Source organism: Pseudomonas sp. C2.3V (assembly GCF_058536325.1).
In genome coordinates this window covers 1907665-1923240 of the sequence record NZ_JBZUBN010000001.1, presented here as the reverse complement: position 1 = coordinate 1923240, position 15576 = coordinate 1907665, and the positions used below count along the sequence as shown (strand labels likewise).

The window sequence follows — 15576 nt, the reverse complement described above, 5'->3', positions numbered from 1 at the left end:
TTCATGCGTCTAATTGAGCGTTATGTTATCTCCGAGGTATGCCGTCCTTTACTGGCCATGGTGGGCATTCTTACCTTCATTTTTGCCAGCTACTCCTCGGAACGCTATCTGGCTGAAGCTGCGAATGGCACGTTGGCACTGAGTGTCGTTCTGGATATCGTCTATTACAAGGTACTTATTGCGCTCGAAGTGCTTGTCCCTGTGGCGCTTTATGTCGCGGTCGTCCTGAGCCTGGGACGTTTGTACCACGATACGGAAATGACGGCTATTGCTGCATCAGGTGTCAGCCCGCTGCGCCTGTATAAAGCCATCCTGTTGATTGCGCTGCCCGTTGCGATCGCCGTTGCCTGTCTTTCCCTCTATGGCCGACCCTGGGCATATGACAACGCTTATCGACTCGAACAGCAGTCCAAAACGGATCTGGACGTCAATCATTTGCAGGCCGAACGCTTCAACGTCAATGAAGACAATGGTCGGATGATCCTGGCAAAACACATCGAGCCTGACTCAGGCGCGTTAAAGGATGTGCTGATCTACGACAGCGGCGCAGAAAGAGCCCACCTGTTCAGGGCCCGCCAAGCATTGATTACAGACCCTAATCCGGAAGACCCTGTTCTGTCCTTGGAACAGGGTACTGCCTACTCGCTGGAGCGCCAGGGCAGCCGGGACCAGACCATGCTTTTCAAGGATATGACCCTGCACCTGGCGCCGGTCGCACAAACAGCCGAGTATCGCCGCAAGGCCGCACCCAGCAGTGCACTGGCAGCTTCGTCAGCCTTATCTGATCAGGCAGAGCTGCAATGGCGCCAGACCCGAGGCATCACCACCCTACTACTGGCACTTTTTGCCATACCACTTAGCTATACCGCTCCCCGCAAGGGCCGTTTTGCGAGAATGCTACCGGTCACGGCAGCATTTGCTCTGGTTTTCTATGCCAGCGACATTTGCCGGAGCATGGTTGGCAATGGCTCGCTGCCCCTCTTTCCCGGCATGTGGCTGATCCCTATTCTCATGATGCTGGCGCTGCTTGTCGCCATCCGGCGGGACGTAGGCAAGAAGCGGATCCGCACGGCATGAAGATCATCGACAAGTACCTGCTGCAGTCCCTCTTTATGGGTTTCATAGCCGCTGCCGCATTGTTACTGCCACTGTTCAGCACCCTGGACCTTGTCGGGGAGCTTGATGACATTGGCGGAGATTACCGGCTTGTCCAGGCCATTGAGGTAGTCGCCATGACGCTGCCTCGACGCATGGTAGAACTCGGCCCCTTCATTGCCTTGCTGGGCGGTATCGCTGCACTGGGGCAGCTGGCTCTGACGCAAGAGCTCAACACGCTGCGTGCTGCTGGCATCTCTGCTGCTCATATCGGACTGAGTACCGTGTTAGCCGGCGCGCTGCTTGCGGTAGCACTGGCGGCAGTCGATGAGTTTGCTGCCTCGCCTCTTCAGCAAAGCGCTATTCAGCTACGTGCACATGCCATTGCCTCAGTCGAAGGGAATGGCAAGGATGGCAGCATTTGGGGGCGTAAGGACCAGCAGTTCGTTCGTGTAGGCGGGCTGCGCCTGGGACGGATTCCTACCCATATCGAAGTGTTCAGCTTTGACGGCGACCAGGTACTCAAGGAATATCTGTTTGCCAACTATGCCGACATTCAGCCCAAGGGGATATGGCAGCTGCATGAAGTGACGGTGAAGCGCTGGGTCGATGGTGACGAGACGGTCGAGCACATGGATCAGATGACTTGGCAATCAGTGCTGCCTGAAACGCGCCTGCAGGAGGTTGCGCTTCCGGCGGACAGTCTTTCCTCCCGGCAGCTCTACCACTACATCGAATTCCTGAAGGGTACCGAGCAACCATCGGCCCAGTATGAAGTGGCCTTATGGGAAAAGCTTGGAACACCTTTGCTGACCCTGGCCATGATACTGCTGGCAGTGCCTTTTTCATTTAGCCAGGTACGCTCCACCGGGCTGGGCAGCAAGCTGGCCCTTGGCGCAGTGACGGGGCTGCTGGTTTATCTGACCAATCAGATTATTGTAAACCTGGGCATTCTGTTCGGACTTGTTCCTGTTCTGGTGGGAACCGTTCCGGCGCTGTTAATGCTGGTATTCTCGATGAGCCTGATTTTTCGGCTCGACAGAAAACGATAAGGCGGCACGAAAGGCTGCCAAACAGGCTGCGGCCCTCGTCAGACAGGGCTCGCAAGGCTTAATAATTTAAATAACACATCCATTGCGTGGACTAAGGCAGAACTTATGACGATACAGGTCCATCTGGTAGGCCGTTGCGAGGTGATCTTGTGGGGCCTGACCTCACGGGAGCGACTGCGAAGAATCCTGAAGAAATTTCCCAAGGCGCATCTGGCCAGCCCCGGCGAAGCGCTTCCTGCTGAAGGTGATGTTCTGCTGCTGCGCGAGGATTATCTTTACGATGACCGGGTATTAAGAGGATTGCTGGATACCCAAGACGTTGCCTTGCAGGACCCTCGGGATGGCGCGGTTGTCGCGGCCCGACTCTCCGCCTCGCGCTTGTCTGGCGTGGCCGACCTGAATGCACCTGCTGTCGCTCAGCTACGTCCTGCGCAACCTGACACCGTAGCCTCCGGCCTACAGACCCAGCTGCGCAAGTTCGATCAGCCTTGGGTAGCAAGAATCACCCAAAGCAACCGCCAGCACCTGGAAAAGTCCTTGTTCAATGGTGCGTACAAGGGTGTAACGGACTTTATCACCCGCGGCGTCTGGCCTGTGCCGGCACGCTGGGTGACCCACCTGTGTGTTCGTCTGGGCCTGAGTCCCAACCACGTCACGACCGCCAGTTATGTGCTGGCCATCCTGGCCGGTTGGTGGTTCTGGAACGGGCAGTTCGGCCTGGGCCTGATCGCCGGCTGGATCATGACCTTTCTCGACACCGTGGACGGCAAACTTGCCCGCGTAACGGTAACCTCGACCCGCTTTGGCAATATTTTCGACCACGCCCTCGATATCGTGCATCCCCCGCTCTGGTACATCGCCTGGGGTATGGGGCTTGCTGCAACCTGGAGCTATAGCCTGCCGCTTTCTTTAGTGTTCTGGACCATCTTTATTGGCTATGTAGCAGGACGCCTGTGCGAAGGCTCGTTCAAGTTTGCCGCCCCTTTTTCGATGTTCCTCTGGAAACCCTTCGACTCGCTGAACCGACTCGTTACGGCCCGCCGCAATCCCAATCTCTTGCTGCTCACGTTGGCATGGGCTGCTGGGGCCAATGATGTGGGCCTGCTACTGGTGGCTGCCTGGACAGTCATCTCGACGCTTGTTCTGGCGTGGCGCGTCATATGGGCCATTACGTTGCGGCGACGCGGTGCTGAATTGCAGCCGTGGTTGAGCCAGATCGACCTCAAGGCTGAAGGGCATCGTCCGGTGGTTCGGCTATTTGCTCCCCGCTCCGGGCTGGCCGATGCCTGAATACGAACTTCCCGTACCGAAACGGATCGGGATACTCATGAATCCATTGAGCGGTCGTGTTCGTCGGCGTCTGCAGCCTTTACGTGCATCGATTGCCACCCTGCCCGGTGTCATGTTGCATGAGGCTTCAGAACCAGCGGATATTACCCGCGCGCTGCTTCAATGGCAGGGAAACTCACCAGAACTTGTGGTTGTAATCGGCGGCGACGGCACGTTACAAGCCGTCCTGACGGCTCTGCTGCAAACGTCCTCCACGCCCTTACCTGCCCTGTTGGTGATTGCCGGTGGCACCACAAACATGAGTGCCGCCGATCTGGGCACACGGGCGAAACCTGAGGCCGTACTGAAGGCCTTGCGCGCCTGGCTGGAGGGCCAGGGAGCGGCGCCGCGCCAGGTGGAGCGCGCCGCGCTAAAAGTCGTGGGCGACGAGACGAACGTGCCACAGTACGGAATGTTTTTCGGTACGGGCGCGATTCTGAGCGGTGTCCGGTATTTTCATCAGCATGTTCGCCCAACGGGTGTACGCGGTGCGCTAGGCCCTGCTCTGGCCTTTATCCGTATGCTGTTGTCGCTGCTGCGCAGCAAACCCCATCCACTTCTCCCAGCCACACCCGCGTCACTGAGAACCGATACGCATGACTGGAGCAGCAGCTGGCTTCTGGTACTCGCGTCAACGCTCGACAATCTGTTGATCGGCTGCCGCCCGTATTGGGGCACCGAAGCGGCCCCCATGCACTTCACAGCCGTCGAGCATCAGCCGCGACGGCTGATACGCGTCCTACCGTTCCTGCTGTGCGGTCGCGGCAAATCGGTTGCGCATGAACGGGACGGCTATATCAGTCGTAACCTCAGCACACTCAGTCTTGAGGGCAGCTCACATTTTCTTCTGGACGGCGAACAGTTCGAGGCTACTTGCCCGATTCGTCTTTCAACCACCGCTCCCCTGCGCTTTCTAACCTACTGAGGCCGGCCATGCCAGATCTTGCCCCGCTCCCCCGTCCTTCACCGGCATTGCTTGAGGTGATCGCCAGGCAAAGCGGGCAACCGGTACGCCAGGAACTCGATTGCCTGTGTGAAGCGGTCCAGGCTCGGTTTGGCGCGTCCGTCGTGGGCGTGCTGTTTTATGGCTCCTGCCTGCGGAGTGGCAATCCGGCCGAAGGCATCGTTGACCTGTACGCTATCGTCGACAGTTATGCGGGAGCACATGCCAATGCGCTGCTTAGGGCCGCTAATGCATGGCTACCGCCTAATGTCTTCATGCTTCAAGCCCGAACGCCAGAAGGAGAAGTGCTGCAAACCAAATGCGCGGTGCTTTCGCTGAAGGATCTGGAGCGCGGCACTGCCCGCTGGTTCCAGAGCTATCTATGGGGCCGGTTTGCGCAGCCGTCTCGCCTGGTGTACTGCCGGGACGACACGATACGGCAGCGTATTTATCAGGCACTGGGCTACGCCGTCTTGAGGTTAGTGGAACAAACACTGCCCTCGATGCCGGAACGCTTTAGCAGTGAACAGTTATGGCAAACGGGCCTTGCCTTGAGCTACGGCACTGAACTGCGTCCAGAAGCCGCAAGTCGGCCTGCCGAGCTGGTTCATTATGATAAAACCTACTACCGTCAGTTAACGGCAGCCGTTGTCAGTGACTTTTCCGGCATGCATCGAATAGCGTCTGAAGAGGATCTTTATTCGCATATGCCTTCCCGCGAGCGCTTGCAGCAAAGCCGACAGATGTGGAGCACCCGGCGGCGTCAGGGACGAATGCTGAATATTCTTCGGCTCATGAAGTCCGTTTTCACATTCGAGAATGGAGTGGACTACATCGCTTGGAAGCTAGAACGGCATATGGGCCGGCCAATTGAGGTAACGCCTCGGCTGCGCCGCTACCCGCTGATCTTCGGCTGGCCGTTGCTGTGGCGGTTATTGAGGGAACGTCGTTTACGCTAAATCGAACGCAAGCGGAGCGCTCTTCGCTTGCATCAGGAACCATGCGGCACTGCCTACGAGGTGAAGAGTGGAAAAGACCCAGGACAACGCCACGCTGTCTACTCAGAAACGTAAACGCAAAAAGCACCGCCCCAGTGTGGCGATCGGTCTCTGGATCATCAAGCGCCTGGAAAAAGCGATCAAGCACTACTCCAAGGTAGAAACGACACCCTTTATCGATGCCGGCCAGTTTGCCTGGGTGCCTGAACTGGAAACCCACTGGGAAACGATTCGTGCCGAGCTGAACGAAGTCTTGCAAAACAAGCACAAGATTCCCAATTTCCAGGACATCTCCAAGGACCAGAAAAACATCACCCAGGATGATCGTTGGAAAACCTTCTTCCTGTACGGATACGGCTACAAGATGGATGGCAATTGCCTGCGCTGCCCGGAGACAACTCGCATCATCGAGTCCATCCCAGGCATGTTCACGGCGTTCTTTTCCATTCTGGAGCCTGGAAAGCACATCCCACTGCACCGCGGTCCCTACAACGGACTGCTCCGGGCTCACCTGGGGCTAGTCGTCCCCGAGCCGAAAGAAAAGTGCCGTATTGAGGTGGGTGGCGAGACCCGGCACTGGGAAACCGGTAAATGCATGATCTTTGACGATACCTACCGACATCAGGTCTGGAACGAGACCGATGGCGTCCGCGTAGTGCTGTTCCTGGACATTCAACGACCCTTGGCTTGGCCGGGCTCGCTGCTTAACCGGATCATCTTACGATTGATTCGCTGGTCACCCTTCATTCAGGATGCGCGGCGCAACCATCGCGCCTGGGAACGTGGTTTGGAGCCGTAACGATAGAATAACGGCTCGGCGTTTCCTGGCGTCGAGCTGTCACTCAAACGTAGTTATTCATCCAGCAATTTCTGAGCATCGTCCCACGCAGCAAGATTGCGACGTGCTTCCTGAACGAAGGGGCTCCGCTTTACTGCACCTAAAAACAGGTCGCCCAAGAGCCGTCCCGGGAGGCGCAATGGCCGTTTGAACTGGATCAGTAGCACGACCCGCGTCTGATCGGTTTCATTCCAGACCTCATGGGGATAGGTGTCATCGAACACGATACATTTGCCATCGTCCCAATAGACCATTTCATCCCCTACCTGAATGCGGCAATTTTCACGTGGAGTGGGCGTCAGCAGTCCCAGGTGACACGTCATGATGCGCTTGGTCACTCCGGTATGCCATGGAATGTGCGCACCCGGCGTCAGGATGGAAAAGAAAGCACTGTTCAGACCTGGCACTACGGACAAGGCCTCGGTGGTCTTTGGGCAACGCAGGCAATTCTCTTCGATCTTGTAGCCATACCCCCACAGAAAATAGGAGCGCCAGCTATTACCCTCGGCAATTCTGCGGTGATCAGGCGAAATATCGCGAAGCGCAGGAATTGAATCCATGCCCTGCAAGAGCTGTTGTACCTCCTGTCGTATACCCTCCCAATGCTGCTCCAGCGAGGCCGTCCAGGGAAACAGCTGCTTATCGAATACAGGCGGATCGCCGACCAGAGAATTTTTGGCCAGATAGCTGTTAAGCGCGGGCCGCAGCTTTTTACCGGTCCGGTAGAGGGCGCTGCGTTTGACTTTTGTTTTAGCGGCAACAGGAGGTGCGGCGTTGGTCATTGTACGTGTGTCCTGACGGTATTCGATGCGGCCCAGCGGACCGCCTGCATGTATGCGCCTAGATGCGATTTGCCGACAAGGCCCGCTCGCCTGTAATCACGGCCCGTACGGCCTCGATAGCACGCTGGCGCGAGGTAGCCATAAGTGCTGGCGACAGACCTGGCATTTGATCAAGTCCCTGCGGCAAAGGCAAAAGCCCCAGCGCTACATGAACTTCCTCGATTCTTCGCTCACGCTTGATGAGTCCTTCCTCTACAAGACTGTCGTAGAGTCGTCCGGTCTTGTTCTGCTGCCGGGGCGTGCCACGGCTACCTGCCACCCGGTCAATCACGCCCAGCTTGCGTTCAAGCGCATGATGCACACGCGCCTTGAAATGGCGCCGTACCGGTAATGGGAAAACTGCAACCGGTTTGCCGGTCAGGGCAGCCTCCGTCAGCATGGAGACACTTTCGCCGGTCACGATGAAGGCATCAGCCAACGCCAGCAATGCCCGGTAGGGATTATCGCTACCCTTGTCGAAACGGTAACACCAGTGCGGCGTCTCGATGGCCTGTAATAGCGACTGGGTAACCGGTTCTGCGGTACGGGGGCTTGTAGAAATCAGAAGCGATCCCCCCTTGGCCCCGACAGCAGCGCTGGCTTGGGCACCCAGCGCTCGCCCTGCGGCCTTATCCAGTTCATAAGGAATACTGCTTCCCCCTACCAACATGGCAACCCAGGGCCGCGGCAGATGCGCAAAACGCTCTTTCCAGACCGCCAGCTCCTGGTCAGACGGTATCTGATTCTGGATAAAGGGCACGGGTAAATCCACTACGTTGTCCCGTAGTGGCAGGCTGTATTGAGGTGTGGTCAGGACCAGATCAAAGCTGGATAACGGTGCGCGTGGGCGCCCAACGACCACCAGACGGCTCCGCCCTTCGGAACGGCGCTGGATCCAGTGCGCCACCGGTGCTGTACGTCGTCCCGAACTCAAGACAAGATCCGGCCAGGGCGCGGCAAGACCCGGCGCGGACTGAGCCATCTTGCCCTGCAACAAGGCACCCGGCACATACTTGGCCGGCTTGAACCGCGTTTCCTTGCATTCATATGGCCAGCCAAGCGACTCGGCAATGGCAACCAGCTGTGCATTATCGCCCGCATGTTGGCCCAGCAGTACCCACACCCTGGGCAGCGCCTCTGCCCGTCGGGAACGTAACGGGAAGTCCGCCAGATAACGCTGCAAGGTGCCGTTATCGTCTTCGCAATCAAGCTGCCAGCAACGATCCGGATAGCGCTGGGACACACGGCGCAGCAGTGCCCGCCATCCCTTGATCGAGCTGATGAGTGACTCATCCGTCCCCAGTCCTGTCCGGATGTAGACAAAACCGCGGCTAAGCCTGAACAGCCGGTCCACGAGCCAGGGCACATCTTCCGGTGGCAGATGCTCAAGACCACTGACCGCCAAAAGGTCATGGCTGGGCAGGTCTGGTTGGCGCAATTGCTCGAAGCGGTAGTGGGTCGTAGCCAGTGAGTCCTTATGAACATCAGTCCAATGCCCTACGAAGGCGATATCGTTGCCGCTCAGTGCGCTTGCAAAGGACAGGACATCCGATGGCAGAGACGCAGCAGGCGATGCCAGCGTCTGACAGGCTGCGTTAAAGTCTGGGCTAGGACTCGCCATGGTGTAAGGCTCGTAACCTTTAGCATTGGCCGCCTGCTCAAGGCTCAGGAAATACTCGGCATACGGGTTGATCTGATAGGAGTATTGCTCAGGTGTTGGCCGCCAGGGCTGCAAGTGCAGCGTGGTGTAGTGCAGCAATCTGGAACGGCCATGCTCATACTCAAGGTCACGCGCATGCCAGACGGGGTCGAGCTGTCCCCACAGGCCGGGCTTCTCGGCAGCCTGGGCGTGCAAAACTTTCTTGCTTTCACAACGTGCCTTTTCAAAATTCCATACCTCGACCATGCGCTCGCAATCGATCAAGGTGACGGCCGTGTCGTTTGGGGTTAACGCCAGATAACCATGCTCACCCATGGGCTGGTCGAAGAGGTCCGCCGGATCAGCCGTATAGATCTGGTCCACATCGTTATAAATGGCGCGCCCGTGACGTCCGGCCAGATCCGGAATGGCAAACCGATAATTCGTAAACCCGGTACGCCAGCGGCTTTCATCAAAGCCAGGCAGACGGGTCATGCGGTAGACCTCGTAACGCCGATCAGGATTGCGCACCTGCTCCAACGAATACACGAAGATCCGCTCGGCGCGGTATTGTGCAGGCTCGGTTCCCAGGAAAATGCGTACAGCCGGCTGTTCGGGCGCCCCTGCCCTTGCTTCCAACACAATCGGCACAATATGCGGAACCGCCATGGGCGCGTGGGCAGCCTGGCTACCGGATGTTCCGGCCGAAGCGGTGGAGGGAGACACTCGTTTTTTTTCCGAACGGGGCAGTTTCCACTTACGTATAGCGCGCGGCGCTTTCCAGGCAAAGAAAGTCATGCGTCCTCTTATGCTTCGATCTGAGGCAGAACAGCTGTACAACCTGCCTTGGTTGCTGACGGAAGAACTATAGTTCCCCTGTTCAGATTGAACAGGTTCTTGCACACATCACAAAGCGCGTGGCTGGCCCTTTGCTATCACTGCTTTTCCTATACTGCCAGCCCGTGAAGCCAACCCGCGTTCTATCAGCGATTCGTGTTGCAGACAACCGCTTTTGCGCGTTTGCGCCTAGCGCTGGCATGTACCTTGAACATCCGGTCAGGTTTTTCACGCTCACTCTATAAGAGGCTATTCCATCCCATGCTGAAAAAATCCCTCGCAAGCGCGCTAGGACTGGCAGGTCTGCTGGGCGGGCTTACCGCGGCGCCCCAGGTATCCGCAGCGGAAAAACCCATTGCGCCCAAAGTCATGCTGATCGCCATGTTTGGCCCGGAAGCCAAGACCTGGACCGAGCAACTCAAGCTCGATAGAAAGGTGCCGGTCGAAGGGCTGTCTGCCGAGTATCCGGATGTGCTCTGTAATGAGGCGCAGGTGTGTCTGATGACGACCGCAATGGGGCACACCAATGCCGCGGCCTCGACCATGGCATTAGCCTTCTCGCCCAAGTTCGATCTGCGCAAGACCTATTTCCTGGTTGCTGGTATTGCAGGAATCAACCCGCACGAGGGCACCATTGGCACTACGGCATGGGCGCACTATCTCGTGGATTTTGGCATCCAATGGGAGCTGGACGCTCGAGAAGCTCCGGCTGACTGGAAAGGTGGCTATCTGGGTATCAATACGCGTCATCCCACTCAAAAGCCTCCTCTGGACTACAAGACCGAGGTGTTCGAGGTTAACCAGAAGCTGATGGAAAAGGCTTATGCCCTTTCCAAGGACGTCAAGCTCATCGAAAGCCCCGAGTCTACTGCGTGGCGCAAGAAGTACAACTATGCGCCTGCCAACCAGCCTCCTGTGGTTACCCGCTGTGACACCGTCGCCGGCGATACCTGGTTCTCCGGTACGCTGCTCTCCCAGCGCGCCGAAGAATGGACGCGTACGCTGACGGATGGAAAAGGCCGTTACTGCACTACGCAGCAAGAAGACAACGCCACTTATGAGGCGCTGCTACGGGCCAGCCGTACGGGCCGTGTCGATATCCAGCGCCTGGCCGTAGTGCGTGGCGGCTCTGACTTCGATCGCCCTTATGAGGGGTATTCAGATGTTGAGAACCTGATCGACTACGCCAAGCAAGGCGGCTTCGAACCCGCCCTGGAAAACCTGTTCCGTACAGGCAATCCTCTGGTACAGGACATCGTTAAGAACTGGAGTGCCTGGGAAAAGGGCGTTCCCTCCTCCTGATTAATGAAAACAGGACCGGGCATAATAGATGTTCGGTCCTGTCAGTCACCCTAGCCGCACCGTTAACGTGCAGTGTCGCCCGTAAACGGACCATTCCCGTAACCATTCTAGAAATTAGTTCGCATAGAGACTGAACCAATGCCAGATCATCCCCTACTCCCTGCCTCCACACCTTTGTACCAAAAGCCTGACACGCCTGTAGTCATAGCCTAAGCGCCCGGTCATAACCGTTTCGCCAGTATGAACCAATCGCTATTGGCATCTCGCTTGCAAAACTGCCTGTAACTGTTGCGCCCTACTATCAAGCATATACGAGGCGCACAGACAGACATTCATGTTGGCCTGAGAGAGCATGATGCAAACGTGCGAAACGGAAACTCCTATCGATCAATCAGCCCGGATGGCACTCGATGCCCTTCGCCAGCTGGTGGCACAGCATTCGGCATTTCCGGAACGACCTCTGCCTCCGGAGCGTGATCTGGCTGCTGGCTTTGGCGTTAGCCGTCGCTCGGTTCGCCGCGCCCTTTCAGTGCTTGAAGCAGAAGGACAGGTGTGGCGCCGCCAGGGCAAAGGCACCTTTGTAGGCCCAACCCCACCCAGTGCGTCTCTGAGCTTTACCAAGCTGTCCAGCCGAACCAACTTCATCGAAATCATGGAGGCCCGCCTTTACCTGGAACCTGCTCTTGCCTCACTGGCTGCCATTCGCGCCAGCGGCGAGCAGATGGCAATGCTGCGGAGGCTCGCTGAACGTACCGGCCAACAACTCAATGCCCAGACGCCCGATGCAGAAGCACTGGAACTCTGGGACAGCGCCTTTCATAGAGGCATTGCGGAAGCCGCTGGCAACCGACTGATGCTGGATATTTTCGAAATGTTCGATGCCATTCGCCTGGACTCTGTCTGGCGCGACCTGCGCCAGCGTGCCCGCAACACTGACCGCATGCATGCGTATAGCCATGATCACGACGACATTGTGTCCGCGATCGAACAGCGTGACCCCGGCAAGGCGGCGATGGCCATGCGTGGCCATTTGCGTGCGTTGCAACAGGCGCTCGACACCGTTATCCATCACGATCTGGTGAACAGTTTATGAGCGAATCCCCATGCTCTGTCTTGAGTATCCGTAACCTGACCGTTCGCTTCAAAGGTGCAGCGGCCAATGTAGTGGACGGCTTGTCACTCGACATTGCGCCGGGTCGAACCCTGGCCATTGTTGGTGAATCCGGCTGCGGCAAGAGCGTAACATCCATGGCGCTGATGGGGCTTCTACCGGATAGCGCCCAAGTGCATGCCGATACTTCGACCTTCCTTAACGAACCTTTGCTGGCAATGACTGAGCAGCGTCGCCTGGATGTACGCGGTAACCGCCTGGCAATGATCTTTCAGGAACCCATGACGTCACTCAATCCGGCATTCACCATAGGTGATCAGATCACCGAGAGCGTCGTGCGTCACCAAAACCTGTCGCCCCAACAAGCCCGCCGCCGGGCATTGGAGATGCTGGAAAAAGTCCATATACCAGCAGCGGCTCAACGGTTGGAGGCTTTTCCCCACGAATTGTCAGGGGGTATGCGCCAGCGGGCCATGATTGCCATGGCGCTTGCCAACGACCCAGCCCTCATCATTGCCGATGAGCCAACCACTGCACTGGATGTAACCATTCAGGCGCAGATTCTTTCCCTGATCGCAAACCTGCAAGCCGAAACCGGAACAGCCATGATGCTGATTACCCATGATTTGGGCGTCGTTGCAGAAGTAGCTGACGATGTAGCGGTCATGTATGCGGGCCAGGTTGTCGAAAGCGGTCCCGTTACTGCGCTGTTCGATGACCCTCAGCACCCCTATACCATTGGCCTGATGGGCTCGATGCCCTCGATGGGCCCGCGTGAAGATCGCTTGGCCACCATTGCCGGCCGTGTTCCCACGCCTGCAGAAATGCCCAGTGGCTGCCGCTTCGCCAGCCGCTGCCCTTTTGTGATTCAGGCGTGCCGCGCAGATCGTCCCCCGCTACGCGAGATTACACCAGGGCATCTGGCAGCATGCATTCGTACACCGCTGGAGCAGCACTTGGGAGTTAGCGCATGAAAACGCCCGAACGCCCTATTCTTGAAGGCCTTCATCTGACCAAACACTTCACGTCACCTACAGGCTTTCTGCAACGCAAGAAGGCTCCTGTTCAAGCCGTCACGGATGTTTCCCTGTCGATCAAGCGAGGCGAGACGTTAGCCTTGGTAGGCGAGTCGGGCTCCGGCAAGTCAACCCTGGGGCGATTGCTGCTCAACCTGCTGGCGCCTACCGCTGGCGATGTCATCTACGAAGGCAGAAACCTGGGAAACCTGCCTGCGGATAAGCTCCGGCAGGCAAGGCGGGAATTGCAGATCATCTTTCAAGACCCCTTTGCCTCACTCAACCCCCGGATGACAGTGGCCTCTATCATTGGCGAACCCATCTGGCTGCACACCGATAGCCACCGCGCAGATCGCGCAGCACGAGTAGCAGAACTCTTGCATACCGTGGGCCTGGCCCCTGAACATGCCAACCGTTATCCCCATGAGTTTTCCGGTGGGCAACGCCAGCGTATCGGCATTGCTCGCGCCTTGGCCTCCAATCCACGCTTGATCCTGGGGGATGAACCGGTTTCGGCATTGGATGTGTCGGTCCAGGCGCAGGTCGTCAATTTGCTGGAAGACCTCAAGCATCAGTTTGGGCTGACGCTGCTTATCGTGGCCCATGGACTGGCCGTGATCCGCCATATGAGCGACAGAGTCGCCGTGATGTATCTCGGGGAGATCGTGGAGCTGGCCGAGGTCGACACGCTGTTCGAAACGCCACTTCACCCGTATACACAAGCGCTTATGGCCGCTGTGCCTGTCAGCCACCCCGGTCTGCGACGGGCTCGCCCCGTATTGGGTGGGGATATGCCAAGCCCGGCCAATCCACCGCCCGGTTGCCGTTTTCACACGCGCTGTCCCCATGCCCGCCCCCTCTGCAGAGAGGCAAAACCTGCCTTTGAATCTGTCGAAGGGGCGCGTCAGGTTGCCTGCCATTTCTGGCGCGAAGTTGCGAATGCCGGAGCAGGCAATTTGATTGTGCCAGCTCCCAGCCCCGCCTTCTCCCAACGCCTTCATCTATTCAAAAGCCATCAGCCCTTTGCCCTGGAGAGCCAGCCTTGAATCCTGTACGCCTGTTGACTGGAGCCTTGTTATTGACGATCGGCACCACGGCATTTGCCGAAACCACCTTGCGCATCGGCATCCAGGACGACCCGGATGTCCTGGATCCGCACCGTTCACGAACCTATTCGGGACGTCTGGTATACACCGCCCTGTGCGACAAACTGGTGGATGTTGCGCCGGACCTAACCTTTGTACCGCAACTGGCCACAGGCTGGAGCTGGAGCGACGACAACCTAACCCTGACCATGACGTTACGTGAAGGAGTGACCTTTCATGATGGCGAAGCCTTTGATGCCGCCTCGGTCAAATTCAATCTGGACCGAGCTCGTACCTTGCCCGATTCACTGCGCAAGAGCGAACTGGCCTCTATCGAACACGTGGATGTAATCGATCCCAAGACCGTAGCGATCAAGGTGAAGCAACCGGACGCTACCCTGATCGCCCAGCTTTCCGACCGGGCCGGCATGATGCTTGCCCCCAACGCCTCACAAAGCGATGTCGGGTCCAAACCTGTCTGCTCCGGACCCTATAAATTCGTGCAGCGCGTACAGCAGGATCGCATCGTGCTGGAGCGCTTCGATCATTACTGGAACAAGCAGGCCTATCACTTTGATAAAGTGATTTTCCTGCCTATACCTGATACGTCGGTTCGTCTCGCAAACTTGCGCTCTGGAGACCTGGACATCGTCGAACGTGTTGCTCCCACGGACATCAAGGCGGTCAAGGATGACCGGAGTCTCACGGTCTATAACACACCCGGCCTGGGGTATATGCAACTGATGGTCAATGTCGCCAATGGTGACAAAGCCAAAAATCCGTTGGGACGTGACAAGCGTGTCCGCAAGGCCTTCGAGCTGGCAATGGACCGGGACGCTATCAACCAGGTGGTATTCGAAGGACTTTACGCGCCGGGCAATCAACCCTTTCCAAAAAGTAGCCCTTATTTCGATAAGGAGCTACCACTCCCCTCGCGAGACATTGCCAGGAGCCAGGCGCTGCTGGCGGAAGCAGGCGTTAAGCCCCCGGTAAACGTTGAGCTCAAGGTTGGCAATACACCTGTCTCTCAGCAGGTAGGCCAAATTATCCAGGCAATGACGTCCGAAGCGGGCTTCAACGTCAATCTGGTCGCCACCGAGTACGCGACGCTTCTTAACGAGCAGCAATCCGGAAACTTTCAGGTAGGTATGAGCGCCTGGTCCGGTCGTCCTGATCCAGATGGCAATATCCATCAGTTTGTGACCTGCAAGGGAAACCAGAACGATGGTCATTACTGCAATCCAAAGCTGGATGAGCTGCTCAATAAGGCACGTACTGTCAATGACCAGGCCCAGCGCCAGGATCTGTATCGCCAGGCGATGACCATCGTGGCGGACGAAGCGCCGAACATTTACCTCTACTTCGAGCCTCGACTGATTGTGGCGAATCGCAAGGTGACAGGGTATGTCTCCAACCCGGACGGACTGATCCGCCTGGCCAACGTGTCATTCGCGCAATGATCGATACGGCCCGCTGCAGTAAACCGCACGGGCCGGTAATCCACGAGGGT

13 protein-coding genes are annotated in these 15576 nt (G+C 57.4%); 11 read left to right on the top strand and 2 right to left on the bottom strand.

Annotated elements, in window-relative coordinates:
• The first annotated feature begins 3 nt into the window (after positions 1 to 3).
• The 6 genes from lptF (at position 4) to AC4LF3_RS08975 (ending at position 6216) form a co-directional block, all read left to right on the top strand.
• A complete protein-coding gene (gene lptF / locus AC4LF3_RS09000; RefSeq protein ID WP_239380726.1) occupies positions 4 to 1077 on the top strand; it encodes an LPS export ABC transporter permease LptF in 1074 nt (357 codons plus the stop codon).
• The gene (lptG, locus tag AC4LF3_RS08995; RefSeq protein ID WP_491835128.1) at positions 1074 to 2147 is read left to right on the top strand and encodes an LPS export ABC transporter permease LptG; all 1074 of its coding nucleotides are present in this window, start codon (positions 1074 to 1076) and stop codon (positions 2145 to 2147) included. The genes lptF and lptG overlap by 4 nt, the downstream gene beginning before the upstream one ends.
• 105 nt (positions 2148 to 2252) lie before the next feature.
• A complete protein-coding gene (locus tag AC4LF3_RS08990) occupies positions 2253 to 3437 on the top strand; it encodes a CDP-alcohol phosphatidyltransferase family protein (protein ID WP_491835127.1) in 1185 nt (394 codons plus the stop codon).
• Between the two features lie 37 nt (positions 3438 to 3474).
• A complete protein-coding gene (locus tag AC4LF3_RS08985) occupies positions 3475 to 4401 on the top strand; it encodes a diacylglycerol/lipid kinase family protein (protein ID WP_491835126.1) in 927 nt (308 codons plus the stop codon).
• A gap of 8 nt (positions 4402 to 4409) precedes the next feature.
• Positions 4410 to 5378 (top strand): hypothetical protein, encoded by a 969-nt coding sequence (locus tag AC4LF3_RS08980; RefSeq protein WP_491835125.1) that lies wholly within the window; start codon positions 4410 to 4412, stop codon positions 5376 to 5378.
• Between the two features lie 67 nt (positions 5379 to 5445).
• Positions 5446 to 6216 (top strand): aspartyl/asparaginyl beta-hydroxylase domain-containing protein, encoded by a 771-nt coding sequence (locus AC4LF3_RS08975; protein ID WP_010798123.1) that lies wholly within the window; start codon positions 5446 to 5448, stop codon positions 6214 to 6216.
• Positions 6217 to 6269: 53 nt separating this feature from the next.
• Here the strand turns inward: AC4LF3_RS08975 and AC4LF3_RS08970 are convergent, their stop codons facing one another.
• Both AC4LF3_RS08970 and AC4LF3_RS08965 read right to left on the bottom strand, forming a co-directional pair.
• Positions 6270 to 7037 carry an aspartyl/asparaginyl beta-hydroxylase domain-containing protein gene (locus tag AC4LF3_RS08970; RefSeq protein ID WP_491835124.1) on the bottom strand — a complete coding sequence of 256 codons (768 nt, stop codon included), beginning with the start codon at positions 7035 to 7037 and terminating at the stop codon, positions 6270 to 6272.
• Between the two features lie 58 nt (positions 7038 to 7095).
• Positions 7096 to 9513: an ELM1/GtrOC1 family putative glycosyltransferase gene (locus AC4LF3_RS08965; RefSeq protein ID WP_434140745.1), complete on the bottom strand. Its 2418-nt coding sequence runs from the start codon at positions 9511 to 9513 to the stop codon at positions 7096 to 7098.
• Positions 9514 to 9813: 300 nt separating this feature from the next.
• Between AC4LF3_RS08965 and AC4LF3_RS08960 the strand changes: the two genes are divergently transcribed.
• The 5 genes from AC4LF3_RS08960 to AC4LF3_RS08940 all read left to right on the top strand — a co-directional run bounded on the left by AC4LF3_RS08960 (position 9814) and on the right by AC4LF3_RS08940 (position 15526).
• Positions 9814 to 10854, top strand: coding sequence for a purine-nucleoside phosphorylase (locus AC4LF3_RS08960; protein WP_434140744.1), 1041 nt, complete (start codon positions 9814 to 9816; stop codon positions 10852 to 10854).
• Between the two features lie 355 nt (positions 10855 to 11209).
• Complete coding sequence (locus AC4LF3_RS08955) at positions 11210 to 11947, top strand: FadR/GntR family transcriptional regulator (RefSeq protein WP_125889078.1); 738 nt, start codon at positions 11210 to 11212, stop codon at positions 11945 to 11947.
• Positions 11944 to 12939, top strand: coding sequence for an ABC transporter ATP-binding protein (locus AC4LF3_RS08950; RefSeq protein WP_150347514.1), 996 nt, complete (start codon positions 11944 to 11946; stop codon positions 12937 to 12939). The genes AC4LF3_RS08955 and AC4LF3_RS08950 overlap by 4 nt, the downstream gene beginning before the upstream one ends.
• Entirely contained in the window at positions 12936 to 14027 is a 1092-nt protein-coding gene (locus tag AC4LF3_RS08945; RefSeq protein WP_491835123.1) for an ABC transporter ATP-binding protein, read from the top strand. The genes AC4LF3_RS08950 and AC4LF3_RS08945 overlap by 4 nt, the downstream gene beginning before the upstream one ends.
• On the top strand, positions 14024 to 15526 hold the full coding sequence (locus AC4LF3_RS08940; RefSeq protein ID WP_491835122.1) for an ABC transporter substrate-binding protein: 1503 nt from the start codon (positions 14024 to 14026) through the stop codon (positions 15524 to 15526). The genes AC4LF3_RS08945 and AC4LF3_RS08940 overlap by 4 nt, the downstream gene beginning before the upstream one ends.
• Positions 15527 to 15576 lie beyond the last annotated feature (50 nt).

Bases quoted from the DNA above. Each gene is read 5' to 3' on its own strand.
- AC4LF3_RS08960 (WP_434140744.1), top strand. From the start codon at position 9,814: ATGCTGAAAAAATCCCTCGCAAGCGCGCTAGGACTGGCAGGTCTGCTG.
- AC4LF3_RS08980 (WP_491835125.1), top strand. From the start codon at position 4,410: ATGCCAGATCTTGCCCCGCTCCCCCGTCCTTCACCGGCATTGCTTGAG.
- AC4LF3_RS08990 (WP_491835127.1), top strand. From the start codon at position 2,253: ATGACGATACAGGTCCATCTGGTAGGCCGTTGCGAGGTGATCTTGTGG.
- AC4LF3_RS08965 (WP_434140745.1), bottom strand. From the start codon at position 9,513: ATGACTTTCTTTGCCTGGAAAGCGCCGCGCGCTATACGTAAGTGGAAA.
- AC4LF3_RS08950 (WP_150347514.1), top strand. From the start codon at position 11,944: ATGAGCGAATCCCCATGCTCTGTCTTGAGTATCCGTAACCTGACCGTT.
- lptG (WP_491835128.1), top strand. From the start codon at position 1,074: ATGAAGATCATCGACAAGTACCTGCTGCAGTCCCTCTTTATGGGTTTC.
- lptF (WP_239380726.1), top strand. From the start codon at position 4: ATGCGTCTAATTGAGCGTTATGTTATCTCCGAGGTATGCCGTCCTTTA.
- AC4LF3_RS08985 (WP_491835126.1), top strand. From the start codon at position 3,475: ATGAATCCATTGAGCGGTCGTGTTCGTCGGCGTCTGCAGCCTTTACGT.
- AC4LF3_RS08945 (WP_491835123.1), top strand. From the start codon at position 12,936: ATGAAAACGCCCGAACGCCCTATTCTTGAAGGCCTTCATCTGACCAAA.
- AC4LF3_RS08970 (WP_491835124.1), bottom strand. From the start codon at position 7,037: ATGACCAACGCCGCACCTCCTGTTGCCGCTAAAACAAAAGTCAAACGC.
- AC4LF3_RS08955 (WP_125889078.1), top strand. From the start codon at position 11,210: ATGCAAACGTGCGAAACGGAAACTCCTATCGATCAATCAGCCCGGATG.